15 protein-coding genes and 2 tRNA genes are annotated in these 17,487 nt (G+C 53.4%); 6 read left to right on the top strand and 11 right to left on the bottom strand.

All coding sequences use genetic code 11. The features are described 5' to 3' along the window. Positions 1 to 362: 362 nt before the first annotated feature. A complete protein-coding gene (locus tag CULFRC11_RS08495) occupies positions 363 to 1,550 on the top strand; it encodes a L,D-transpeptidase (RefSeq protein WP_023636146.1) in 1,188 nt (395 codons plus the stop codon). Between the two features lie 63 nt (positions 1,551 to 1,613). Here CULFRC11_RS08495 and CULFRC11_RS08490 read toward each other — a convergent pair whose 3' ends face one another. The 5 genes from CULFRC11_RS08490 to CULFRC11_RS08470 all read right to left on the bottom strand — a co-directional run bounded on the left by CULFRC11_RS08490 (position 1,614) and on the right by CULFRC11_RS08470 (position 5,284). Next, on the bottom strand, positions 1,614 to 2,441 hold the full coding sequence (locus CULFRC11_RS08490; RefSeq protein ID WP_031270496.1) for a dihydrodipicolinate synthase family protein: 828 nt from the start codon (positions 2,439 to 2,441) through the stop codon (positions 1,614 to 1,616). A gap of 57 nt (positions 2,442 to 2,498) precedes the next feature. Further along, positions 2,499 to 2,574: transfer RNA gene (locus CULFRC11_RS08485), tRNA-His, on the bottom strand. Positions 2,575 to 2,620: 46 nt separating this feature from the next. Next, positions 2,621 to 3,280 (bottom strand): oligoribonuclease, encoded by a 660-nt coding sequence (gene orn / locus CULFRC11_RS08480; RefSeq protein WP_013912141.1) that lies wholly within the window; start codon positions 3,278 to 3,280, stop codon positions 2,621 to 2,623. A gap of 65 nt (positions 3,281 to 3,345) precedes the next feature. Further along, positions 3,346 to 4,149 (bottom strand): mycolate reductase, encoded by an 804-nt coding sequence (gene cmrA, locus CULFRC11_RS08475; RefSeq protein ID WP_023636144.1) that lies wholly within the window; start codon positions 4,147 to 4,149, stop codon positions 3,346 to 3,348. Positions 4,150 to 4,288: 139 nt separating this feature from the next. Beyond that, positions 4,289 to 5,284: an MDR family oxidoreductase gene (locus tag CULFRC11_RS08470; protein ID WP_023636143.1), complete on the bottom strand. Its 996-nt coding sequence runs from the start codon at positions 5,282 to 5,284 to the stop codon at positions 4,289 to 4,291. A 274-nt stretch (positions 5,285 to 5,558) separates the two neighbouring features. Between CULFRC11_RS08470 and CULFRC11_RS08465 the strand changes: the two genes are divergently transcribed. Further along, positions 5,559 to 7,400 carry a S8 family serine peptidase gene (locus CULFRC11_RS08465; protein ID WP_023636142.1) on the top strand — a complete coding sequence of 614 codons (1,842 nt, stop codon included), beginning with the start codon at positions 5,559 to 5,561 and terminating at the stop codon, positions 7,398 to 7,400. Positions 7,401 to 7,493: 93 nt separating this feature from the next. On the opposite strand, the gene CULFRC11_RS08460 is transcribed toward CULFRC11_RS08465, so the two are convergent. The 4 genes from CULFRC11_RS08460 to CULFRC11_RS08445 all read right to left on the bottom strand — a co-directional run bounded on the left by CULFRC11_RS08460 (position 7,494) and on the right by CULFRC11_RS08445 (position 11,234). After that, complete coding sequence (locus CULFRC11_RS08460) at positions 7,494 to 8,183, bottom strand: hypothetical protein (protein WP_023636141.1); 690 nt, start codon at positions 8,181 to 8,183, stop codon at positions 7,494 to 7,496. A gap of 368 nt (positions 8,184 to 8,551) precedes the next feature. Further along, positions 8,552 to 8,625, bottom strand: a tRNA-Arg gene (locus tag CULFRC11_RS08455). 103 nt (positions 8,626 to 8,728) lie between these two features. Then, the gene (locus CULFRC11_RS11100) at positions 8,729 to 8,929 is read right to left on the bottom strand and encodes a YbdD/YjiX family protein (protein WP_013912136.1); all 201 of its coding nucleotides are present in this window, start codon (positions 8,927 to 8,929) and stop codon (positions 8,729 to 8,731) included. Between the two features lie 19 nt (positions 8,930 to 8,948). Beyond that, on the bottom strand, positions 8,949 to 11,234 hold the full coding sequence (locus tag CULFRC11_RS08445; RefSeq protein ID WP_038620756.1) for a carbon starvation CstA family protein: 2,286 nt from the start codon (positions 11,232 to 11,234) through the stop codon (positions 8,949 to 8,951). 599 nt (positions 11,235 to 11,833) lie between these two features. On the opposite strand from CULFRC11_RS08445, the gene CULFRC11_RS08440 reads away from it, so the two are divergent. The 3 genes from CULFRC11_RS08440 to CULFRC11_RS08430 all read left to right on the top strand — a co-directional run bounded on the left by CULFRC11_RS08440 (position 11,834) and on the right by CULFRC11_RS08430 (position 15,718). Beyond that, the gene (locus tag CULFRC11_RS08440; protein WP_023636139.1) at positions 11,834 to 13,879 is read left to right on the top strand and encodes a bifunctional copper resistance protein CopD/cytochrome c oxidase assembly protein; all 2,046 of its coding nucleotides are present in this window, start codon (positions 11,834 to 11,836) and stop codon (positions 13,877 to 13,879) included. Positions 13,880 to 14,039: 160 nt separating this feature from the next. Continuing rightward, on the top strand, positions 14,040 to 14,963 hold the full coding sequence (locus CULFRC11_RS08435; protein WP_023636138.1) for an ABC transporter ATP-binding protein: 924 nt from the start codon (positions 14,040 to 14,042) through the stop codon (positions 14,961 to 14,963). Beyond that, complete coding sequence (locus tag CULFRC11_RS08430; RefSeq protein WP_013912132.1) at positions 14,960 to 15,718, top strand: ABC transporter permease; 759 nt, start codon at positions 14,960 to 14,962, stop codon at positions 15,716 to 15,718. Before CULFRC11_RS08435 ends, CULFRC11_RS08430 begins: the two co-directional genes overlap by 4 nt. 32 nt (positions 15,719 to 15,750) lie before the next feature. Here the strand turns inward: CULFRC11_RS08430 and CULFRC11_RS08425 are convergent, their stop codons facing one another. Then, positions 15,751 to 17,082 carry a YcaO-like family protein gene (locus CULFRC11_RS08425; RefSeq protein WP_230478283.1) on the bottom strand — a complete coding sequence of 444 codons (1,332 nt, stop codon included), beginning with the start codon at positions 17,080 to 17,082 and terminating at the stop codon, positions 15,751 to 15,753. A 25-nt stretch (positions 17,083 to 17,107) separates the two neighbouring features. On the opposite strand from CULFRC11_RS08425, the gene CULFRC11_RS11375 reads away from it, so the two are divergent. Continuing rightward, positions 17,108 to 17,260, top strand: coding sequence for a hypothetical protein (locus CULFRC11_RS11375; protein WP_227914309.1), 153 nt, complete (start codon positions 17,108 to 17,110; stop codon positions 17,258 to 17,260). Positions 17,261 to 17,276: 16 nt separating this feature from the next. On the opposite strand, the gene CULFRC11_RS11095 is transcribed toward CULFRC11_RS11375, so the two are convergent. Continuing rightward, the gene (locus CULFRC11_RS11095; protein WP_013912130.1) at positions 17,277 to 17,450 is read right to left on the bottom strand and encodes a thiazolylpeptide-type bacteriocin; all 174 of its coding nucleotides are present in this window, start codon (positions 17,448 to 17,450) and stop codon (positions 17,277 to 17,279) included. Positions 17,451 to 17,487 lie beyond the last annotated feature (37 nt).

The raw sequence follows: 17,487 nt of genomic DNA, 5'->3' as shown, positions 1-17,487 counted from the left end.
TGCGGCGCGCTGTGCAACGAGAAGAAATATAACCCTATTTGATGGTTGTTGTAAAATCGCCTGGTCAGAACGTGTTTCTGGGAGGGCGTTTTATGACTATTTTGTGGGAAGCGCGCAGAGAGCTTTGGGGTGGGCGTCGGCACGCTAAAAGTAGGGGAAGGGAGCGTAACGACGGGTGCTTGGCAAGCGATGAAGGGGAGGAAACGCACTGGTGGTTTGGGTTAGATAACAATGTGGCAAACATGGGTTGCTGCGGGCCTATATCAGTGGGAAAAGACGTTACGATGTGGGTTCGTCGTCGTGACGAGGTGTCGTGAGAAAAGTGCGACATCGATCGTGGTTGTAGGAGAAGAAGGAAAATAGTGGCCAAAAGGGTATCCAAGCGATCGTATATAGGGGTAGCGGCGACGCTGTTGGGTTTCTCATTGTTGATGGCTGGATGCACGATAGCTAAGGGGGGCGGGGATGAATCAGGACACAGTGAGCAGTCCTCGCAGCAGGCGGAGAAGAAGCTTGCTCCCATAGCTAGCGTGAATAATGGTGAAACTGGGGTGGATCCCTCCGCGTTTGTCACGGTCAAATCTTTGGGCGAGGGCCTGAAGAACGTGACCATGACTAATGAGAATGGCAAAGAGGTCCAAGGTGAGATCTCCTCGGATGGGCGCTCGTGGTCTACTACCGAGGTCTTGGGCTTTAACCGTTCGTACACCATTGTGGCGAAAGACAAGAACGGAGAGTCTTCCACTACGGGGTTCCAAACGGTAACCCCGGCGGCGCAGGCATTTGGTTCTTTAGCTCCCCTTGACGGGGCGGTCGTGGGAGTCGCCCAGGTCATCGCGATGCGTTTTGATGCAATCGTGAATGATCGCAAAGCTGTGGAAGACGCAATCAAAGTGACCACCGAGCCTGCGGTTGAGGGGGCATTTTTCTGGATTAGCCCCTATGAGGTGCGGTGGCGTCCGGAGAATTTCTGGGCACCGGGCACTAAAGTCACCGTGGACGCCAAGCTCTATGGCAAGGACCTAGGCAAAGGCGTTTACGGAGATAACGACAATTCTGCGACTTTTACCATTGGTGATCGGGTTGAAGCGGTAGCCGATGACGCAACAAAGACCATGACGATCTACCACAATGGTGCGCCTGTCCGGTCGATGCCCATCTCCATGGGAGCGAATAAGTGGCCGACCCCTAATGGGGTTTACACCATTGGAGATAAGAATCCTTCCCTAGTGATGGACTCGGAATCTTATGGGCTCTCCCATAAGGAGGGCGGCTACCGTGTTGATGTGAAATTTGCCACGCAAATGTCCTATTCCGGCATCTATGTGCATGCGGCGCCATGGTCTGTCTATGCACAGGGCAATTCCAATACGTCTCATGGCTGCATCAACGTGAGCACGGAGAACGCGCAATGGTTCCAGAACTTTGTTAAGCGAGGGGACATTGTCACCGTGCGGAACACCATTGGCGGCTACATCAGTGGCTATGACGGCCTGGGGGACTGGAATATCGACTGGGCAACCTGGAAGGCCGGAAACTCGAATATCTAATACTTCCCTAAAGCCTTCAAGGCCCCGTAGCTTGATGAGTTACGGGGCCTTTTCGTGCCGTGGCTAATCGACGCCACCCAGTGGCGCCCGACATACTCCCATATCTATGCCTTCGTGGTCAGTGATGTAGTCCTTGAGCGTCTGAATCGGGGCCTCGCCTTTGAGCTTGGACACCAACTCGGAGAGGAGATCATTATGGGGTGGTTCAAGGCCCTTCCGTAAAGCCTCGAACCACTCGACGGTTTCCTTTGGTGCCATGTTGCCGGCGATGGAGGAGAGGTAGGTAAAACCGGTGGAGACGCGGGAGTTGATGTTGACCTCACCGCCGGCGTAGTAGCGAGTTTTAAAGGGGGTGAGCTCTTGGGCGACCTCGTCAATCTTGAGCGTGCCGCCTGGATCTTTGATGCCGATGACGTGCGCGAGCATGCATAGCTGCGCGAGGGTAGAAGCACTCGCGTCGAAACCAGTGCGTTCTGGGTGGTTGTAGATGATTGTGGGCTTACGGACGGCGTCGATAACGGCTACTGCGTAACGACGTGCCTGCTCCTGCGTAGGGCGCACGTAGGGCGGGAACCCCAATAAGATGCCATCAATCCGGCTTAACGACGCCACGTAGCGCCCTAGCTCCACAGCGTGGCACTGTCGGATAGCGGCAACGCCAACAAGTATCTCAATTCCAGGTGCCCAGGGATGCTGATTCACAGCGTCGTAGAGAGCACGTTTTTCAGAGGCGTCCATGCTGTGCTGCTCGCCGGTGGAGCCACCGAAGAGGATTGATGTGATGCCTTGGCTGATAAGCCAGTCTGCGTGGGCCAGGGTGGACTCGATGTTGAGGGATTCATCGTGATGGAAGGCCGTGGGCACGGCAACATGGATCCGAGCGTTAAGCATGCAGTGATTGTATCGGATAACAAAAACTCCCTGACTAAAAATAGTCAGGGAGTTCATTGGGGTGGCTGACGGGGCTCGAACCCGCGACACCCAGGATCACAACCTGGTGCTCTACCAGCTGAACTACAGCCACCATTGCCGCTTCAAAGCAGCGAGGACAATATTAACTCACAAATCTATTATTGCAAAAACTGCTGGTAGGACTGGGTTGCTTGAGCAGAAGCCTCAATGCATTCCGCGTTGGTGAGATCCTTTTTAAAGAGCGCTTGACGGTAGTACTCAAGCTCGCGGATGGACTCAACGATATCCGCTAGCGCGCGGTGTGCCATGCCCTTTTGTGGTTGATTGAAGTACACGCGCGGGGACCAGCGTCTGGCAAGCTCTTTGATAGAGGAAACATCGACCATGCGATAGTGCAGAGCCTCGTCGAGCCTTGGCATGTAAGCGTTGATGAAGCTGCGGTCTGTAGCAATGGAATTACCTGCCAGGGGAGCTGGATGTTGCGGGTCGCAATGCTTGGCAATCAGCTCAAGGACGGCATCCTCGGCTTCCTTGATGGAGACAGTGGAGGATCGGATTTCCTGCGTCAGACCAGAGTTTTCGTGCATTGTGGTGACGTAGTCGTCCATTTCTGCGAGTTCCGCATCAGTGGCGTGCACAACAAGGTCTACTCCCTCGCCAAGGATATTCAGATCTGCATCGGTGATCAGCGCAGCAACTTCGACAATCACGTGACGGTGAGTATCGAGACCTGTCATTTCAAGGTCTATCCAAACGAGACGATCATTTTTAGCGGGAGTATCAGACATGTTTTCTAAGGTACTCGTATCTTGCGTCATTGTGGCAGCAAGGAGGTGTTTCTAACCACGAATTGACGCAAGAACGGACGAAGATGCATTGAGGTTTATGATCCTAGTTTTTTATAGAACCAGCCCATCAGTGGTGAAAGTACTGCAGTAGGGGCGATTGCAGAAATTGCATTCATTGCTTTTGATAAAGGCCCAGGAACGACCCGGCGCGAGTTTGCAGCAAGTGCTGCGAGAGTTTCTTGCGAGCATGACTCGTAGGTGGTCCAGAGGAAGTCCGGTACGACTTTGTCCACGATGGATTTTTCGGCGTCATCGACGACTGCCTCGCGGACGGGGCCCGGCGCTAACAATGTGCATGCAACGCCAGTGCCTCGGAGCTCGTAGTGGAGGGCCTCAGTGAAAGCGTTTACCCCTGCTTTAGTGAGCACATAGGTAGCATTGTTGGGGATGGGGACATTTCCGGCGGCGGAACCAACGTTGCAGATGGCACCCGTGCCGCGCTTGATCATGCCGGGAAGTACTGCGTGGGTGAGTTCAAAGACCGCACGGGCGTTGAGCTCGAATTGTTTGTCTTCATATGACCAATCCTGGTCGATGAAAGGGCCAAAGCTTGCGATTCCTGCGGAATTGATGATGATGTTAACTTCCACGCCTTGAAGCTCGCTGATGAGCGTTGCGCGCTCCTCAGGGTTAGCAAGGTCGCAGGCCATAACATCGACTTTGACGCTGTGGTTTTGTTCCAGTTCTTCCGCCAGCTGCTCAAGGACGTCACGGCGTCGGGCTACCAGAATGAGATTGTGGCCCATGCAGGCAAGATCCTTGGCGATCGCACGTCCGATTCCTTGGCTTGCGCCGGTAACTACAGCTCGTGCATGAATGGATGGTGAAGGTAATGCCACGGTAGTTCTCCTGAACATTGGTTGGAAAGCGCACAGAGTTCTCATTCATACTACGTGCGCCCGTAGCATTACCGTCGTTATAGCTGGATTTAGCTTGTGGGCGTCGAGTTGTGAGGCGCCCACACGTTTGGGGTTGGTGTTAATTGATCTCGACTACCGTCCGGCCATGAAGTTGGTTATTCATTAAGGCTTTACCTGCATCGACGACCTCGTCGAGGCCGATAGTGGTTGTCATTGCATCTAGGGCTTCGGTATCTAGGTTTTGTGAGAGTAGAGCCCAAGCTTTTTCGCGGTGCTCAAGAGGTGCATCAACGGAATTGATGCCAACGAGTGATACGCCGCGAAGGATAAAGGGGAGAACCGTTCCTGGTAAATCTGCCCCTTGTGCCAATCCGCATGCTGTAACCACTCCGCCCCACTTAGTTTGGGCGCAAGCGTTGACAAGGGTGTGGGAGCCCACACAGTCGACGACACCTGCATATATGGCGCGCTGTAGCGGTTTGCCCTTTTCACTTAGTTCTTTTCGTTCCACGATGGAGCTGGCCCCAAGACCTAGAAGATAATCTGAGTGCTCTTCCATTCGGCCAGTCGCGGCGACAACGTTATAGCCAAGCTTGTGCAATAAAAGAATGGCGATTGACCCCACGCCGCCGGTAGCGCCTGTGACGAGGATGGGGCCATGATCGGGCAGAACCCCGTGTTGTATAAGCGCGTTCACGGAGAGCGCTGCTGTGTATCCTGCTGTGCCGATAGCTGCGGCTTGTTTCATGGAAAAGTTAGAGGGGAGAGCCACCGTAGACGAGGCGTGAATACGCTGACGTTCGGTGTATCCGCCATGGCGAAATTCTCCGATTCCTGCGCCATTGGCAATGACTTTATCGCCGGGCTGGAACCGCTCGGATTCTGATTCTAAGACCTCCCCAACAGCATCGATGCCGGGAACTAGGGGGAAGGTGCGGGCCACGCCGCGATCCCCACGCAGCGCCATGCCGTCTTTGAAGTTGAGGGAGGAATACGCAACTTTAATGAGCACATCGCCATCGGCTATGTGTTCTTCTGTTGACGGGAGGAGTTGAGTGGTGATTTCCCCAGTTTCGGAAGAGCAAACCACAACAGAACGCGATTGAGTAGTCATGTTTTCCAACCTAGCCCTCTTTGTCTCGTTGGGTGGGGGATCGTGCGAATACACACACGTGAATATAAAACGGAATAGTGAGTATGGTTGAGCACTTCATTTTTCCTTTATGAACTTGGACTCACCCAAAAAGGGGAAGTTTGCATAGGTAGAAGCTGAGAATTAAATGAAGCTTACCGAGTGATGGTGGGTTTTCTTTCGCGATTTTTGGGGGAAAATTTTCTCCAACAAAAGTTTCGGATTGCTTTTATTTCATCTCGTTATAATTCCGTGAGTGAAAATTCATCCCTCAAGAACCGTATTCTCACGCAGGGGTGGCGTATCTGTTGTATGCGCTGCCATAACGTGTGCATCTCTTGTTACTACTGCCGCTCCTGCTTTGTCCGCTGAAGACCCCGATGATTCCCTTGCTGTTGTGCAGCGTCAAAGTGCTGCCCCAACAGGCGAGGCGCCTGCTACTCGATTCATTGTCACATTCAACCGAATGACGACGTTGGATCAAGCCAAAAGGATGAAAATCCTGGATAAGATTGTTAAAGAATTTTCTTCTGACGCCTCTTTCGTTCGTCAGATGTTCGACGGCTCATACGTCGTTGAACTAGATCCACCTGTACCTGCGGAACGAATTCCTTCTCTCCGCGGTGCTCTTGAGTCCAAGGCAGAAATTGCCTATGCGGATATTGACCGCGTTCAGTATTCCACTTCTCTTGCTGCGCCCAATGACGAGCACTACAAGTACCAATGGCACCTCTTTGACCAGTTCGGCGCCAACGTCGATAAGGCGTGGGCATCGGGTGCCGACGGTACTGAGACAGTTATCGCCGTGGTGGATTCGGGTATCACCAGCCACGCTGATCTTAACGACAAGGTCTTGCCTGGTTACGACATGATCTCCGACCCCAAGATCTCTCAGGATCGCGACGGTCGCGATAACGACCCCACTGACATGGGTGACTGGACCTATCAAGGGGATTGTGGCCCTAACTCTCGCGCCACAAATTCCTCCTGGCATGGTACTCACGTTGCGGGTATTGCGGCGGCAATTACGGACAACCATGAGGGTGTTGCTGGCGTTGCCCCTGGCGCAAAAATTCTTCCTGTTCGTGCTTTGGGACGATGCGGTGGCTACACCTCGGATATCGCGGATGCAATCGTGTGGGCTGCAGGCGAGGACGTTCCTGGAACCCCACATAATGACAACCCGGCCGACGTGATCAACTTGTCCCTTGGCGGACGGTCTCGCTGCATGCCGATCTACCAAAACGCCATCGACCGCGCGCTGTCCCGTGGCGCAACAATAGCGGTGGCTGCTGGCAATGAGGATCAGTCAACCGACAACGTGCAGCCTGCATCGTGTGATGGCGTGATCACTGTAGGCGCTACCGGTCCGGAAGGCCACAGGTCTACCTACTCCAACTTCGGGCGCCACGTTGACGTCGGTGCGCCTGGCGGCAATATGTATCCGGCCTTTAGCAACCACAATCCGGGAGGGGGCATCCTTTCCACTGTTAACCGTGGTCTGCGCAGCGCTGAAGCGAGCGGCTACTCCTACATGGAAGGCACCTCCATGGCCACCCCTGTGGTTGCTGGCGTCATCGCTTTGATGAAGGCTGCAGATCCCACGATCAGCCCCGATGAGATTGAGCGCATCCTTCGCGACACGGCACGTCGTTATACAGCAGAGCCTGGTCCCGGACAGCGAAAGACTGCGCACGGAATGGGTGCAGGGCTTGTCGACGCCCATGCTGCGGTGTGTTCTGTGCTAGCCCGTAATGGCCGTAGCTGTGACGATGCCCGTCCTGCTCCTAAGCCAATTACGGTTCCTACACCGGTCGTGGAAACCGTTCCTGCCCCGGCTCCTTCCGATCCGGAGCCGGTTGACCTTGATCCTAGCGAGTCTCTTGCCCCAGAGCTTGACCTGCCAATCGCTGATCCGGAGCCCGTGGCTGATCCGGAGCCGGTAGCTGAAGCTCCAGTCGCACCTCGCCCTATTGTGAGGAAGCCTGTTTCTGAGGAAAGGGAACGCCCTGGCCGGGAACGCACCGGAAGGGAACAAATAAAGCAGCAGCAATGCACCCGCTTTGAACGTCTTCTCCCATGGAAGAAGTGCTCTTAAGTCTTGTGTAGACGTATGAGGTAAAGGCACGCCCCGCTTGTTATTGCGAGGCGTGCCTTTTGTCTTGTTTATTGAAGCTGACTTTGGCTCCAGTTATGAGCGAAAGAGCATCAGGAGTGGGCTGAAGAAGTGTGATAATGCGCGTAAGAAACCTTGCCACAGTGAGCGGAAGTTTCCTGTTGAATTAGGTTGATCCACCACTAGGTTGGGGCCCATGGCGCGAGTGTTGTCGTCTGGGTAGCCGTCAACCATGATTCCTGTTGTTCGTGGTTCCGGCGAGCTAGCGTCGACGGTGTATGTGTATTCGACAGAGACTTTTTGTCCGAGAAGAAGGTTTGTGAGGTCTTTATCTCTGAACCTGATTTGATTGGACTGCTCTTGTACTTCCCATCTTTTCTCGAGGAGTTTTGCAGGGGGCTGCTGGTCGATTGTGTAGGTGATGGCTTCCTTGTTTAGTTGTCCTACCGCAGGGACTAGCTCTGTGAAGTCACTAAAACCGCGGGAATTTCTATCTTTTGATTCGATGGTGACCTTCACGGTCACGGTATCTCCGTGGGAAGCATGGACCGTTGTGGGGTTAGACGGGGTCCGAGTGATTCCCTTGGGATCTTTGACCGTGATTTGGCGTATTAATCGCGCGCCTTCTGCTACGTCAGTTGTGGCCGTTATTGCGTTGTTCGAGATTTCTCGAGCTAGGGCGCTGGGGGTCGCGGATAAAAGAGGAGTTATGGCTGTGAGAGCAACGATAACTGCCAGTGGTTTGACGACTCCAGACTTGCGCATAGGACCCTCCCATGTGTTTATATGAATATGCTTATAAAGATAAGGTTTTTATCTTAAAAACAAATTAAAATCTACTGTATTTTGGGGCGCGAGGAAAGCGGGGGGCGCTTGGTGGTGTTGGGATTGTCTTGAGAACGCTAGAAAACCTCACCTGGGTTTTTAGACACCACACCCCGCTAGCGTTCTCAAAAACGACAAAACCTTGAGGATCTTGATCTCAAACCTGCATTTTCATAGACAAAAGCCTCAAAACAGGCCACGCACTGCCCCTTTGTCTATGGAAATGCAGGTTGTGGTGGGGAGGGCTGCTAACAAACGCAAAAATGAGCCGGGACATTGTGCCAACAATGTTCCGGCTCATCACAGAGCGCCCCCGGCAGGATTCGAACCCGCGACCAATCGGGTAGAAGCCGACTGCTCTAATCCACTGAGCTACGGAGGCATTGATGGAAATAATACTACGGCGTGTGTTTTCCTCATAGTTGAGGAGGGGGAGGTAAAAGAAAGGCCGAGAACTATGTCTCGACCTTGTCTTTTAGCGGACGCTAACAGCAGCGGGAACCTGGATTGGAATCTTGATCAGCCCAACGCTGGCGCCAATATTCGCGTTCGCTGGGAATCGATTCGTGGGGATGGTGGGCGCGTTGGTGGGCTACGAATTTTTCGTAGTCTTTTTCTCCGAGTACTTCGCCCCAGTAACGTAGCGGGGCAGTTGCCCATCGCAGCGCTGTTGAAAGAGTCTCCATCGTTCCTCGCTAGTGAATGCTAGTGGTGGCTATGGGCGTGTGCTTTAGGTGGATCATATTCGTTCCACGCATTGACCAGAACTTTTTCTACATCAGATGTGCCAAGCGACGATGGTGCGAAGAAGTTGGACTGGTGGAATGGCTCTTCAGAAGTCTGCACTTCCTCGCCACGCTTGAGCTGACCCAATGCACGAATACAGACTACCGCAGCTGCAATGAGGACGATGATCACGAGTACTGCGAACAGTACGGACAAGAAGCCTTGAACTGCGGTGTTCCTGACAACGGCCTCCATGGCCTCGACCGACTTTGCAGTGCCAAAGGAAGTCTTTCCTTCTGCAAGTGCATTCTTGTAGCGGGTGTGTTGAGCCCAGTATCCGATGGCAGGATTATCGGAGAAAATCTTCTGGTAGGAAGCCGTCATGGTGACAGCAACATCCCAGAGTAGAGGAAGGCCTGGGATCCACACCCACTTAAGAAGGCCCTTCTTAACGGTTACTACCACAACGAGTGAGAGCGCGACAGCTGCAAGAAGCTGGTTTGCAATACCGAAGAGTGGGAAGAGAACGTTGATGCCGCCGAGTGGGTCTGTAACTCCCATCAGGAGGATGGATCCCCAGAGGGCGCACACAATGACAGTGGAGAGCCAGTGGCCTACGGTCCAGTTAGGATCGGCGAATTTCTTCAGGCCAGGGATGTTGGCCAAGGTGTCTGTCATCATAAAGCGAGCCACACGGGTACCAGCGTCCACGGTGGTGAGGATGAAGAGCGCCTCGAACATGATGGCAAAGTGGTACCAGAAGGACTGCATTCCAGCGTTGCCGGTGATATCCGTGAGAATTTGTGACATACCGAAAGCCAAGGTCGGTGCGCCACCGGTACGTGAAATGATGGTGCTTTCACCCACGGCGTCGGCGGCCTGCGTAAGCGCATCAGCGGTGATACCGGCGCCTGGAAGACCGAGACCGTTGACAAACGCGGCTGCCTGTGCCGGATCGAGCCCGGTGAGGGTAGCAGGGGAGTTCATCACAAAGTAAAGGTGACGGTCGATGACCACAGCGGTGATGAGAGCCATGATGGCAACGAAGGATTCCATGAGCATGGATCCGTAGCCAATCATGTGCATCTGGGATTCCTTTTCAATCAATTTCGGCGTTGTTCCCGCAGAAATGAGTGAGTGGAAGCCTGATAGGGCGCCGCAAGCGATGGTGATGAAGAGGAATGGGAAGAGGTTACCTGCAAAGACCGGGCCGTTTCCGTTGCGTGCGAAATCGGTGATCGCGGGCATATGAACCTCGGGTCGATTGATCACGATGGCGATTGCCAAAAGGGCGATCACGCCGACCTTCATAAAGGTGGACAAGTAGTCGCGCGGAGCAAGGAGCAACCACACAGGCAGGATGGCTGCCACAATGCCGTAGCCGATGAGGACCCAGGCCAGAGTGACCTTAGACCAGGTGAACCAGTCCGTGCCCCACTCTGTGGAGGCTACCCAACCGCCGGAGATGATGGCGAGAAGAAGCAGAACCACACCGATAACCGAAACCTCGGTGACGCGTCCGGGGCGGATGTAGCGCATGTAAATGCCCATGAAGATTGCGATGGGGACGGTCATAGAAATGGAGAACACGCCCCATGGGGAATCTGCAAGAGCGTTAACAACAACAAGGGCAAGAACCGCGATGATGATGACCATGATGGTAATAACGGCCAAGATACCGGCGGCACCGCCTACCGTGCCCATCTCATCGCGGATCATCTGGCCGAGTGAGCGGCCGCGGCGACGTGTGGAAATCCAAAGAACGAGGTAGTCCTGTACGGCACCAGCGAAGATAACGCCGAGAACGATCCAGAGTGTGCCTGGCAGATAGCCCATCTGAGCAGCCATAACCGGGCCCACCAGTGGACCGGCGCCGGCAATAGCAGCAAAGTGGTGGCCAAAGAGCACGCGACGGTCTGTAGGAACAAAGTCCTTTCCGTCGTTGATGTATTCGGCTGGGGTAGCACGATCATCGCGTGGCCGGACTACCTTGTATTCAATAAGTCGTGCCCAGAATGCGTAGGCGATGAAGTACGAGCCAACTGCTGCGAAGACGAGCCACACAGCGTTGATCGTTTCACCTCGGGCGAAGGCAATGACGCCCCAGCCTGCAGCGGCGATGAGGGCGATGATAATAAGTATGATGCGCGATTTGAGGGACAGGGGGCGCGAGTCTTTAACACCCACGGGCAGCGGCGCTGTATCTCCGTGAATGTACTCCACGCCCTTTGGGGGCGCTTCGATTGTGGGAACTGGATTGCTCATGTGCAATGACCTTCCACTTTGGGGCTGTGTCGATTAGCTAGCGATAAAATTGAGGGCGCTTGCCGATCAAGAAACCGAGTCTTATTTGGCTGGATGTGATTCGCTCTCTGATAAAAGCTGCAGTAAGAGAGTCGAGCGGCACATCGCGTGGCCGTGCATTACAAAAATGTTCAATTATGGGTGCCTGTGCGTGTTCGATGCTGGGAGCAACGTGCAGCACACCGTCGAACTGCTATGCGATGAGAGAGCTGCCCATACACCTATGGGCAAGGCTTCTGAAGCATGTTTGATTAAGGGAACGCAAAGGATATGACCGCAACAATGTATTTTCCCGGTTCATAAGGGATAAGCGGGGACTCACGTGGAAATATCCTTCCGTATGACAATTCAGCCTGTGGCACTAAGAAGTAGGGTAGCTTAACAAAGGCCTACAACTGTAATTTGTTTCATCCATTTCGCTTAATGTGGCGAAGGTTAAACTTTTGTTTGGTTAAGCGTGCTGTTGGAATTCTCTTCCATCTTGCTTGGTTTTGGCGTCGTGCCTAGAAAAATGCACTAAAAGCGCGCAGCGTAAGCGGAAACGGTTAGGCTAGAAAACTATGTCGAATGCTTCCTCCCCCGTGGTTCGAGTCACATGGCCGTTGTATCTTGCTTTTTTGGTGGTTGCGGGCCTTGTGGGGGCGTTAATTTCATGGGGTTTTCTTAGCGAATCCCTGGCCGCATTGGGAATTCCAGACCCCGGGCCGGTGACCACTGCAGGGTTGCCATTTTTTCGTGCTGCAGGTTGGATGCTCGCAGCTCTTGGCGTGGGGTCGTTTATGTTTTCGGCCTTTTTTGTTTCCCCTCGTGCAAACGCCTCGTTGGATCGCGCGGAGTTGAGCGTCGATGGGCATATTGCGGCACGGACCGGTTCTGTTGCCGTGCTTTGTTTCGGTGCTATTGCGATCCTCATGATTCCGCTTGTGCTTTCCGACGTCTCCGGCCAGCCGTTTTCTCAAGCCGTACAGTTACATAACTGGCCCATTGCTATTACTAAAGTTCCGGCAGCGTTGGCGTGGCTATGGACGGCGATTATCTCTGGCATCGTCGGTGGTTTGTCATTGTTGAGTAAGCGTTGGAAGTCCCAACCTGTGTGGTTTGTTGGGGCAATCGCCACGATCATCCCATTGGGGTTGGAGGGGCACTCGGCTGCCGGCGGCGATCACGATTATGGGACGAACTCTCTTTTGTGGCATTTGCTTTTTATGCTGCTGTGGGTCGGCGGCCTTATGGCTTTGATTGCGCACGGTAGGCGCTTGGGGCCGGATCTGGGGCTTGCGGTGTCGCGCTATTCGCAGGTGGCTTTATGGTCGCTTGTTGCTATGTCGATCTCTGGTGTGATTAACGCAGCTATCCGAGTGCGTGTGGAGGATTTGTTTACTAGTGGATATGGCAGGTTGATCGTCGCTAAGGCCATCATCACGATTATTTTGGCGGTGTTTGGTTTTGTCCATCGCGCAATTACCGTCCCCCAGCTTCAAAAAAGTGAGGACACTCGGGGGCTTTTTGCTCGCGTCGCGATAGTCGAAGTGCTTGTCATGGCTGCGATCATGGGAGTTGCTATCTCATTGGGGAGAACACCACCGCCTCCGCCTCGGGTGACTGATCTTTCCCAGATGTCGATCATCATGGGTTATGACCTCACCAAGGCGCCTACATTCTGGAATGTATGGACGGTCTGGCGTTTTGACATTATGTTTACCACCTTGGGAATTGTGCTTACCGTGGCGTATGTTGTGGGCCTCCTGCGGCTTCGGGCACAAGGGAAACAATGGAAGTGGCAACGCACATTTTGGTTCTTGTTGGGGAGCATAAGCCTTAGCCTTTGTATGAGTTCGGGCGTGGGGCTCTATATGCCGGCGATGTTCTCCATGCACATGGTGACGCATATGGTCCTATCGATGGTTATCCCAGTCTTTTTAGTGCTGGGAAATCCGCTGCAGCTTGCTCTTGCGACGCTGCGATCGGGTACGGCAGCTCAGCCAGGTCCTAAGGAATGGCTGGAACAATTTATTGATTCAAAAACGCTGCGTGTGGTCATGCACCCAGCATTTAACACAATTCAGTTTGTTACCATTTTCTATCTCTTATATGTCACCCCTTGGTATGAGGTGATGGTTTCCGAACATGCGGGTCATCTCTCCATGAACTGGGTCTTCTTGCTGTCAGGGACGCTTTATTATTGGGAAATGATCGGCGGAGACCCTAAGCCGGTGAATAATTCGGTGCTATCCCGTCTCGGGTGGTTGGTTTTCTCGATGCCTTTTCACCTGTACTTCGGCGTGTATCTTATGCAGCTTTCTAAAATCTTGGCAGAAGGCTTTTACTCTCAGCTCGGTTTGCCGTGGGCGGTTGATCTGATGCATGACCAAAACGTTGGCGGCGGCATAGCATGGGCCTCTGGCGCCTTCCCGTTGGTCATCGTTTTCGGTGCGTTGTTTATGGAATGGCTGAAGGAAGACCGTCGAACGGAGCGTGAGATTGAGAAGCGGATTGAGTCGGATGACGATGAGGATTTCGCTGCCTATAACCAGATGCTGGCAAGAATGAACTCGGGCGAACAGGGTGCGGCGGCGGATTACCATAGCCGGGAGTTTGATAAGTAAGTGCAAAGGGGATAAGCGAAAAGGTGGATGGTACCTCTGCCGTGGTTTTTCTATGAGAACTTGAGTGCAGAAGTAGCAAGGTTTATTGACTCAACGTCACTCATTATTTTAAGTGATATATACCCTTTTTATTAGCTAAATGATCGGCTAGCATAAGTTTATGAGTACGCCAGTCATTCAAGTCTCCGCACTTACTAAGTCGTTCCACCGGCACGGCCAACGTAGGCTTGTTGCCGTCGATCGGGTGTCGTTTAGCGTCCCACAGGGCCAGATTGTTGCTTTTTTGGGTCCAAACGGTGCTGGAAAATCCACAACGATCGACATGATTTTGGGACTCAGCTCGCCTGATTCTGGTCAGGTGAACGTACTTGGTGAGCCTCCGCAAAAAGCTACCTGCTCTGGCCGGTGCCAAGCAGTGCTTCAGTCTGGTGGGTTGCTTCCCGACTTCACAGTGCGGGAAACTATTCAGGCAGTTGCCGCTGCACATGGAGCGCGCGGGCGGGTAAAAGACGTGATTAAGCGTTGGGATCTGTCTAGTTTTGCTCGCAGAAAAGTAGGGAAATGCTCTGGGGGCCAGCAACAGCGATTGCGTTTTGCGTTGGCCATGCTCTCAGATCCGCAAGTGCTTATCTTGGATGAGCCCACTGCAGGATTGGACGTTGAAGCACGCCGGAAGTTCTGGCGCATCATGCGTGAGGAAGCGAATGCTGGCCGCACGATTATCTTTGCTACCCATTACATCGAAGAAGCAGACGACTTTGCGGAACGCGTTATTTTTATCAGCGAAGGAAAAATCGTTGCGGACGGTCCCATCGAAAAGATTAGGGCTTCAGTGCGAGGTGCAACCGTCAGTGCCGTCATTCCGCATGCCTCGATGAAAGAGCTCGCCGGATTACCGGGGGTTAAGAACGTAAGCATGAACGGTGATCGAATGACGCTGGACACTACGCATCCAGACGATGTTGCGCGGTACCTGCTTAACCGCACCTCTGCTTATGACTTGTTGGTTTCAACGACATCGCTTGAAGACGCATTTATTGAGTTGACTCATTCACGCGATGGTAAAGCAAAGGACGTAGCATGAATATTCGTTTTGGTCTCATAGACGTCAAGCGCATCGTGCGTAACCCGGCAAATTTAGTGTTTGCTATCTTGTTACCGGCTGGAATGTATCTTCTTTTTGGCGCTATTCAAGGTTATGGAGATGCAAACTTAGGTCATGGCAACGTCAGGGCGGCGATCATGGCATCAATGGCTTCCTACGGTTCTGTTACCGTGGCCACGACTCTAGCGGCAACGTCGGCGCTGGAGCAGGAAAAAGGCTGGGGACGTCAGCTTGCGATGACGCCTCTTGTTGGTGGGAAATACCTTGCTACCAAAGTATTGACGGTGTTGATCGTTTCTTTCGTCCCTGTCCTTGTCGTGTATGTTATTGGTGCTTTGACATCGGCCCAGATAGAAGGTGATATTCGATGGGGCTGGGCGTTCTTAGCATCATGGCTTACGGCAGTGCCGTTTGCATTTTTTGGACTTGGAGTGGCACTGCTTATACGCGGTGAAGCTGCCCTTTCTCTTGCTTCCTTTGGCGTATTAATCTGTGCATTTTTGTCCAATATGTTTATCCCGCTTAGTGGGGTTTTGCTGTCCATATCGCGTTTTATGCCACTGTATGGAGTTAATAAGCTAGCGCGTTTTCCCATATCGGGTTCTGAAGAAGCTATAGCGAATGGGGCTGCACTATCTGCTCCCCTATGGTGGGCGGTAGCTAACATTGCTGCTTGGACTGTTGTGTTTGCGTTGTTTGCTTTTGTTGCCTCGAAGCGGCAGCAAAGAAGATGAAAAAGAAGATAAGGAGTGCCACCTCAGGACAGCTACGCAAAGGGGTGGCACTTTTTTTCTATGGGATTTACGGTTCCTCCTGTTGCTTGATAGCAAAGGTGAGCGGGGCGTTCCATAAATTGTGCTCGCTGTCGGTCCCATCCAAAGTCGATAGGGACGAGTCCCGGGACGACAACTGTTACGGCTGTGAGACCGTATGTTTGCACCTCAGGAAGAGTGGTGTTTATGCAGATCGGGTCAAAACCGGCGTCGATAAGCGCGGCAAGGGCGGAAGGCGTAGCCGCAAAGTCTGTCTCTCTGTACTCGTATAATGGCTGATCTGTGCCGAGCAGCTTGTCGATCCGCGTTGTCCATTCTGGAAACGACACCTGATGTGCATGGTCGAGAACCGAACGAATACGGTCGGGCGCAGGTAAGCCGGTAGCGCGGACGCGCCGTCGCTCAGGATAAAAAGCCCAGGCTTCGTTGAGCGCTGCGACGGCTGCGGCAGTCAGTGACTCGCGGCAGGCTGAGCCTAGAGACACTGTCACACCATCGTCGACACCTGCGATCACCACTGGAAAACCCAGGTCAGTATAGGCGCGGGTGAGTCGAATCCGGAGCTCAAGTAGTCGTGCACGGCAGAGCAATGGGGCAAGCTCTGCAATGGCATGTGGGAGAAGCGGCAGAGTGGGAATTGATCGTACCCACGTGGACATGATGGCATCGCGTTCAATGAGCTCAAGGCATGCGGCGTGGGTGGCATCTGTGAGCGAACTTCCAATGGCAGAGCCGGAGGAGTTAGTGACGGCCCAGCGGTGCGTCGGCACATCTCCGTAGTACACGCATTCAACAGGAAGAAACACAGAATCATGGGTACAAAGACTGCGGCCTTCCACCCACATGTGTGGCGCGGTAGGGGACCATGGAACTAGTCCGCGATTGAGCGCGAGCATTTCTGGCCCGAACCCTAGCTGTGTAGGAGAGATTGCTCGTCCAGGAAGATCTGTAGCGGCCCCTACGATGACTCTTCCTTGGGAATGGGCGCAGCATAATCGCTCAAGCCCTTCTAATGCTGCGATATTTCGACTGTGGTGTAGCGACTCTGTCTGTCCTGACCACGTGAGATCAAGATTGCAGAGGGCGGTTCTTATGCGGGTAGTCCCGGAAAAGGGAACGGACGTAGTCCAACCGCGATCTAAGTGACCAGGGCCTAGAATCCCCACGGTGGGATCGAGGACAGAAGTGACGATCCCATCAAGAGCCTCCAGTGGAAGCCTATACGGCTTTGAATTTTCAGCAGGTACGGGACGAGGAATTTTCACGACCTGACCCGTGAGTACATGGATTGCCCACGATGAATCGTCTGATAGTTCGGTTGCCACGTCACAAAGGTTTTTTAAGGCATGCGTGGTAGCAAAGCCGGCCGTCCGACGGTGGTCGACTTCGCGTGGCGGAGGCGTGTCTGCAAGGGCAGTAAACGCTAGTGAAGAAGCACTGATCATGATGCAAGCAGAACCGGAGCACAACGGGGAAGTCGCTGTGCTCCGGCAGCTTCCTTAGAGAAGAAAGCTTGGAGCTAGGAGGAAGAAGACGTGGAAATGCAGGAGGAGGAAGAGGTAGTGGACGAACACATGCTGAAGAATGCGGTGTCATCAGCATCGACGTAGTCGTTTACCTCAAGACCCTCGACCTCCATTGCGAGCAAATCCAGGTTGAGACCGGACATAGCGTCTCTGTGCATGCTTGTCATGATGGTGTGCTCCTTTCATGGGAAGACGTACGGTTGG

This window comes from Corynebacterium ulcerans, from assembly GCF_000767685.1.
GTDB classification, from domain to species: Bacteria; Actinomycetota; Actinomycetes; order Mycobacteriales; family Mycobacteriaceae; genus Corynebacterium; species Corynebacterium ulcerans.
This window is presented reverse-complemented; position numbering and strand designations above follow the sequence as displayed.

Excerpts from the sequence above, each read along its gene's own strand:
- CULFRC11_RS08490 (WP_031270496.1), bottom strand. The coding sequence starts at position 2,441 with ATGCTTAACGCTCGGATCCATGTTGCCGTGCCCACGGCCTTCCATCAC.
- orn (WP_013912141.1), bottom strand. The coding sequence starts at position 3,280 with ATGACGCAAGATACGAGTACCTTAGAAAACATGTCTGATACTCCCGCT.
- CULFRC11_RS08470 (WP_023636143.1), bottom strand. The coding sequence starts at position 5,284 with ATGACTACTCAATCGCGTTCTGTTGTGGTTTGCTCTTCCGAAACTGGG.
- CULFRC11_RS08460 (WP_023636141.1), bottom strand. The coding sequence starts at position 8,183 with ATGCGCAAGTCTGGAGTCGTCAAACCACTGGCAGTTATCGTTGCTCTC.
- CULFRC11_RS11100 (WP_013912136.1), bottom strand. The coding sequence starts at position 8,929 with ATGGAGACTCTTTCAACAGCGCTGCGATGGGCAACTGCCCCGCTACGT.
- CULFRC11_RS08445 (WP_038620756.1), bottom strand. The coding sequence starts at position 11,234 with ATGAGCAATCCAGTTCCCACAATCGAAGCGCCCCCAAAGGGCGTGGAG.
- CULFRC11_RS08440 (WP_023636139.1), top strand. The coding sequence starts at position 11,834 with ATGTCGAATGCTTCCTCCCCCGTGGTTCGAGTCACATGGCCGTTGTAT.
- CULFRC11_RS08435 (WP_023636138.1), top strand. The coding sequence starts at position 14,040 with ATGAGTACGCCAGTCATTCAAGTCTCCGCACTTACTAAGTCGTTCCAC.
- CULFRC11_RS08430 (WP_013912132.1), top strand. The coding sequence starts at position 14,960 with ATGAATATTCGTTTTGGTCTCATAGACGTCAAGCGCATCGTGCGTAAC.
- CULFRC11_RS11095 (WP_013912130.1), bottom strand. The coding sequence starts at position 17,450 with ATGACAAGCATGCACAGAGACGCTATGTCCGGTCTCAACCTGGATTTG.